Origin of the sequence: Corynebacterium sp. HMSC063A05 (genome assembly GCF_001809695.1) — a bacterium.
In the GTDB taxonomy this organism is placed as follows: Bacteria; Actinomycetota; Actinomycetes; order Mycobacteriales; family Mycobacteriaceae; genus Corynebacterium; species Corynebacterium amycolatum.
Window position 1 is genome coordinate 1 of the sequence record NZ_KV798494.1, and the last position, 5397, is coordinate 5397.

At 54.6% G+C, this 5397-nt stretch carries 3 rRNA genes; all 3 read left to right on the forward strand.

From position 1 onward, the window contains the following. The first annotated feature begins 118 nt into the window (after window positions 1-118). Window positions 119-1638 (forward strand): 16S ribosomal RNA (locus HMPREF2651_RS01735). 386 nt (window positions 1639-2024) lie between these two features. Beyond that, a 23S ribosomal RNA gene (locus HMPREF2651_RS01745) occupies window positions 2025-5115 on the forward strand. 107 nt (window positions 5116-5222) lie between these two features. Next, window positions 5223-5339: ribosomal RNA gene (gene rrf, locus HMPREF2651_RS01750) — 5S ribosomal RNA — on the forward strand. Together the 16S, 23S and 5S rRNA genes form the textbook arrangement of a ribosomal RNA operon. Window positions 5340-5397 lie beyond the last annotated feature (58 nt).

The following is a 5397-nucleotide window of genomic DNA, read 5'->3' on the forward strand; positions in this document are numbered from 1 at the left end:
TTTTTGGATAACGGCCAGGCCGCATGCAATTGGTGTTGTGTGTGGTGGTTGTTTGTTTTGTTTTTGTCAGGTTTTTGGGCCTTTCATTGTTTTGTGATTCTTCTGATTTGAAGGGTTTTTGATGGAGGGTTTGATCCTGGCTCAGGACGAACGCTGGCGGCGTGCTTAACACATGCAAGTCGAACGGTAAGGCTCCAGCTTGCTGGGGTACACGAGTGGCGAACGGGTGAGTAACACGTGGGTGACCTGCCCTGCACTTCGGGATAAGCCTGGGAAACTGGGTCTAATACCGGATAGGACCATGGTGTGGATGCTGTGGTGGAAAGTTTTTTCGGTGTGGGATGGGCCCGCGGCCTATCAGCTTGTTGGTGGGGTAATGGCCTACCAAGGCGGCGACGGGTAGCCGGCCTGAGAGGGTGGACGGCCACATTGGGACTGAGACACGGCCCAGACTCCTACGGGAGGCAGCAGTGGGGAATATTGCACAATGGGCGGAAGCCTGATGCAGCGACGCCGCGTGGGGGATGACGGCCTTCGGGTTGTAAACTCCTTTCACCATCGACGAAGGGTTTCTGACGGTAGATGGAGAAGAAGCACCGGCTAACTACGTGCCAGCAGCCGCGGTAATACGTAGGGTGCGAGCGTTGTCCGGAATTACTGGGCGTAAAGAGCTCGTAGGTGGTTTGTCGCGTCGTCTGTGAAATTCCGGGGCTTAACTCCGGGCGTGCAGGCGATACGGGCATAACTTGAGTACTGTAGGGGAGACTGGAATTCCTGGTGTAGCGGTGAAATGCGCAGATATCAGGAGGAACACCGGTGGCGAAGGCGGGTCTCTGGGCAGTAACTGACGCTGAGGAGCGAAAGCATGGGGAGCGAACAGGATTAGATACCCTGGTAGTCCATGCCGTAAACGGTGGGCGCTAGGTGTGGGTTTCCTTCCACGGGATCCGTGCCGTAGCTAACGCATTAAGCGCCCCGCCTGGGGAGTACGGCCGCAAGGCTAAAACTCAAAGGAATTGACGGGGGCCCGCACAAGCGGCGGAGCATGTGGATTAATTCGATGCAACGCGAAGAACCTTACCTGGGCTTGACATATACAGGATCGCGCCAGAGATGGTGTTTCCCTTGTGGCTTGTATACAGGTGGTGCATGGTTGTCGTCAGCTCGTGTCGTGAGATGTTGGGTTAAGTCCCGCAACGAGCGCAACCCTTGTCTTATGTTGCCAGCACGTTGTGGTGGGGACTCGTAAGAAACTGCCGGGGTTAACTCGGAGGAAGGTGGGGATGACGTCAAATCATCATGCCCCTTATGTCCAGGGCTTCACACATGCTACAATGGTCGGTACAGTGGGTTGCCAGTCCGTGAGGGCGAGCTAATCCCGTAAAGCCGGTCTCAGTTCGGATCGGGGTCTGCAACTCGACCCCGTGAAGTCGGAGTCGCTAGTAATCGCAGATCAGCAACGCTGCGGTGAATACGTTCCCGGGCCTTGTACACACCGCCCGTCACGTCATGAAAGTCGGTAACACCCGAAGCCAGTGGCCTAAACTCGTTAGGGAGCTGTCGAAGGTGGGATTGGCGATTGGGACGAAGTCGTAACAAGGTAGCCGTACCGGAAGGTGCGGCTGGATCACCTCCTTTCTAAGGAGATTATTTTTTCTTTGTGTCATGTGTCATCGTGTTGGTGGCGTGTGGCTTTTTTGTTTTTTGGGTGGAACACCTGCTGGTTAGACTGCTTGAGTGATGGTGGTCTGCGCGCGTGTAAGTGATGATTAAACGTTTAAGGTGCTTTCCTTTTTTGTGTTGGTTGGTTGTTGGTGCGCTGTTGGGTGTCTGGGATGACACACGTGTTGTTGTTCCTGTTGTACAGGTTGCTGCGTGCTGCAGGCGGGCTGCTGTTTGGTGGTTTGTTCTGTGGTGTGTGGGTGTTGTGTGAGAACTGGATAGTGGACGCGAGCATCTTGTTTTTCTGTAAGTTCGATTTTGTCAAGCAGTTTTTCTGTTTGTGATTGTTCTTGAGTATTTGTGTGTTGTGTTGTAAGGGCGCATGGTGGATGCCTTGGCATAGTAGGCCGATGAAGGACGTGAGAGGCTGCGATAGGCCTCGGGGAGCTGCCAACTAAGCGTTGATCCGAGGGTGTCCGAATGGGGAAACCTGGCCGTCGTTGTGGGCGGTCGCCGTTAGATGAATTCATAGTCTAATTGGTGGTTACGCGGGGAAGTGAAACATCTCAGTACCCGTAGGAGTAGAAAACAATTGTGATTCCGTTAGTAGTGGCGAACGAACGTGGATGAGGCTAAACCGCGTGCGTGTGATACCTGGCAGGGTTTGCGTGCGTGGGGTTGTGGGGATGCATTGTTGCAGGGTCTGCTAGTCCTGCGTTGCGTGTGTGTGGGTGTAGCGGAAGTGGATTGGAATGTCCTGCCGTAGACGGTGAGAGTCCGGTACGTGAAACACTTGCATCTGCAATTGGTGTGTTGCCCGAGTAGCAGCGGGCTCGTGGAATCTGCTGTGAATCTGCCGGGACCACCCGGTAAGCCTAAATACCTGCTTATGACCGATAGCGGATTAGTACCGTGAGGGAATGGTGAAAAGTACCCCGGGAGGGGAGTGAAATAGTACCTGAAACCATGTGCTTACAATCCGTCAGAGCCTCCGTGTGGGGTGATGGCGTGCCTTTTGAAGAATGAGCCTGCGAGTCAGCGGCATGTCGCGAGGTTAACCCGTTTGGTGGGGTAGTCGTAGCGAAAGCGAATACTAATTAGTGTGTTTTTAGTGGCATGTCCTGGACCCGAAGCGGGGTGATCTACCCATGGCCAGTGTGAAGCAGAGGTAAGACTCTGTGGAGGCGCGAACCCACTTAGGTTGAAAACTGAGGGGATGAGTTGTGGGTAGGGGTGAAAGGCCAATCAAACTCCGTGATAGCTGTTCTCCCCGAAATGCATTTAGGTGCAGCGTCGTGTGTTTCCTCCTGGAGGTAGAGCTACTGGTTGGTTTAGCGGGACTATCATCTTAGCGACATCAGCCAAACTCCGAATGCCAGGTCAGGTGAGAGCACGGCAGTGAGACTGCGGGGGATAAGCTTCGTAGTCGAGAGGGAAACAGCCCAGATCGCCGGCTAAGGCCCCTAAGGGTGTGCTAAGTGGAAAAGGATGTGGGATCGCGAAGACAACCAGGAGGTTGGCTTAGAAGCAGCCATCCTTGAAAGAGTGCGTAATAGCTCACTGGTCGAGTGGTTCTGCGCCGACAATGTAGTGGGGCTCAAGTACACCGCCGAAGCCGCGGCAATCATCTTTTGTGGTGGTTGGGTAGGGGAGCGTCGCGTGACTGCTGTGAAGCGCTGGGGTAACCCTAGTGTGGAGTGTGCGCGAGTGAGAATGCAGGCATGAGTAGCGAATGAGGAGTGGAAAACTCCTCCGCCGAATGACTAAGGGTTCCTGGGCCAGGTTAATCCTCCCAGGGTGAGTCGGGGCCTAAGGCGAGGCCGACAGGCGTAGTCGATGGATAACGGGTTGATATTCCCGTACCCGTGTGTCCGCGCCCATGGTGAATCAGGGATACTAACCCACCTGAACATGCGCCTTTTTCCAGCCTTTTGGGTTGGTTGGTGTGTGTGATGCTGGGGACCTGAACTGGTAGTAGCCAAGTGATGGGGTGACGCAGGAAGGTAGCCGTGCCACGTGATGGATATCGTGGTGTAAGCGTGTGGCCCGTGTTCTAGGTAAATCCGGAGCACAGTGGGTGAGGCGTGATGCGTACCCGTATTTGGGGAAGTTGGTGATCCTATGCTGCCGAGAAAAGCCTCTAGCGATGTGGATATACGGCCCGTACCCGAAACCGACACAGGTAGTCAGGTAGAGAATACTAAGGCGATCGGGAGAACTGTGGTTAAGGAACTCGGCAAAATGCCCCCGTAACTTCGGGAGAAGGGGGGCCATGACTGGTGACCGACGTGGTTGAGCTGGTTGTGGCCGCAGAGAATAGAGGGAAGCGACTGTTTACTAAAAACACAGGTCCGTGCGAAGACGTTTAAGTCGATGTATACGGACTGACGCCTGCCCGGTGCTGGAAGGTTAAGAGGACCTGTTAGATTCCTTGTGGGGTCGAAGCGGAGAATTTAAGCCCCAGTAAACGGCGGTGGTAACTATAACCATCCTAAGGTAGCGAAATTCCTTGTCGGGTAAGTTCCGACCTGCACGAATGGCGTAACGACTTCCCTGCTGTCTCAACCACAGACCCGGCGAAATTGCAGTACGAGTAAAGATGCTCGTTACGCGCGGCAGGACGAAAAGACCCCGGGACCTTCACTATAGCTTGGTATTGGTGTTCGGTTCGGTTTGTGTAGGATAGGTGGGAGACTGTGATGCCTCAACGCCAGTTGGGGTGGAGTCGTTGTTGAAATACCACTCTGATCGTATTGGACATCTCAACCTCGGCCCGTGATCCGGGTTAGGGACAGTGCCTGGTGGGTAGTTTAACTGGGGCGGTTGCCTCCCAAAGAGTAACGGAGGCGCCCAAAGGTTCCCTCAGCCTGGTTGGCAATCAGGTGTTGAGTGTAAGTGCACAAGGGAGCTTGACTGTGAGACTGACAGGTCGAGCAGGTAGGAAACTAGGGACTAGTGATCCGGCACCGGCTTGTGGAAGCGGTGTCGCTCAACGGATAAAAGGTACCCCGGGGATAACAGGCTGATCTTCCCCAAGAGTCCATATCGACGGGATGGTTTGGCACCTCGATGTCGGCTCGTCGCATCCTGGGGCTGGAGTAGGTCCCAAGGGTTGGGCTGTTCGCCCATTAAAGCGGCACGCGAGCTGGGTTTAGAACGTCGTGAGACAGTTCGGTCTCTATCCGCCGCGCGCGTAGAAACTTGAGGAAGGCTGTCCCTAGTACGAGAGGACCGGGATGGACGTACCTCTGGTGTGCCAGTTGTCCCGCCTGGGGCATGGCTGGTTGGCTACGTACGGAAGGGATAACCGCTGAAAGCATCTAAGCGGGAAGCCTGTTCCAAGATTAGGTTTCTTTTGAGGTCCCCTATAGATGATGGGGTTGATAGGCCGGATCTGGAAGCATCGTAAGGTGTGGAGGTGACCGGTACTAATAGACCAAACATTCAACACACAAAAGAGTGTGAAAAATTAGGGTTTTTGCTCGCGTCTACTGTTCAGTGTCTGGCATGACACCACCTACCCGAAGTTTTGTGGTGGGGTTGGTTGTTGCCTGGTTTTTGTCGGTGGTGTTAGCGGTGGGGTCACGCCCGGTCCCATTCCGAACCCGGAAGCTAAGTCCACCAGCGCCGATGGTACTGCACTCGGGAGGGTGTGGGAGAGTAGGTCGCCGCCGGCATGAATATTTTTTGTTTGTGGGTCGTGGTTGCTCCCCTTTGTTGTTGTGGGGTGGTGGC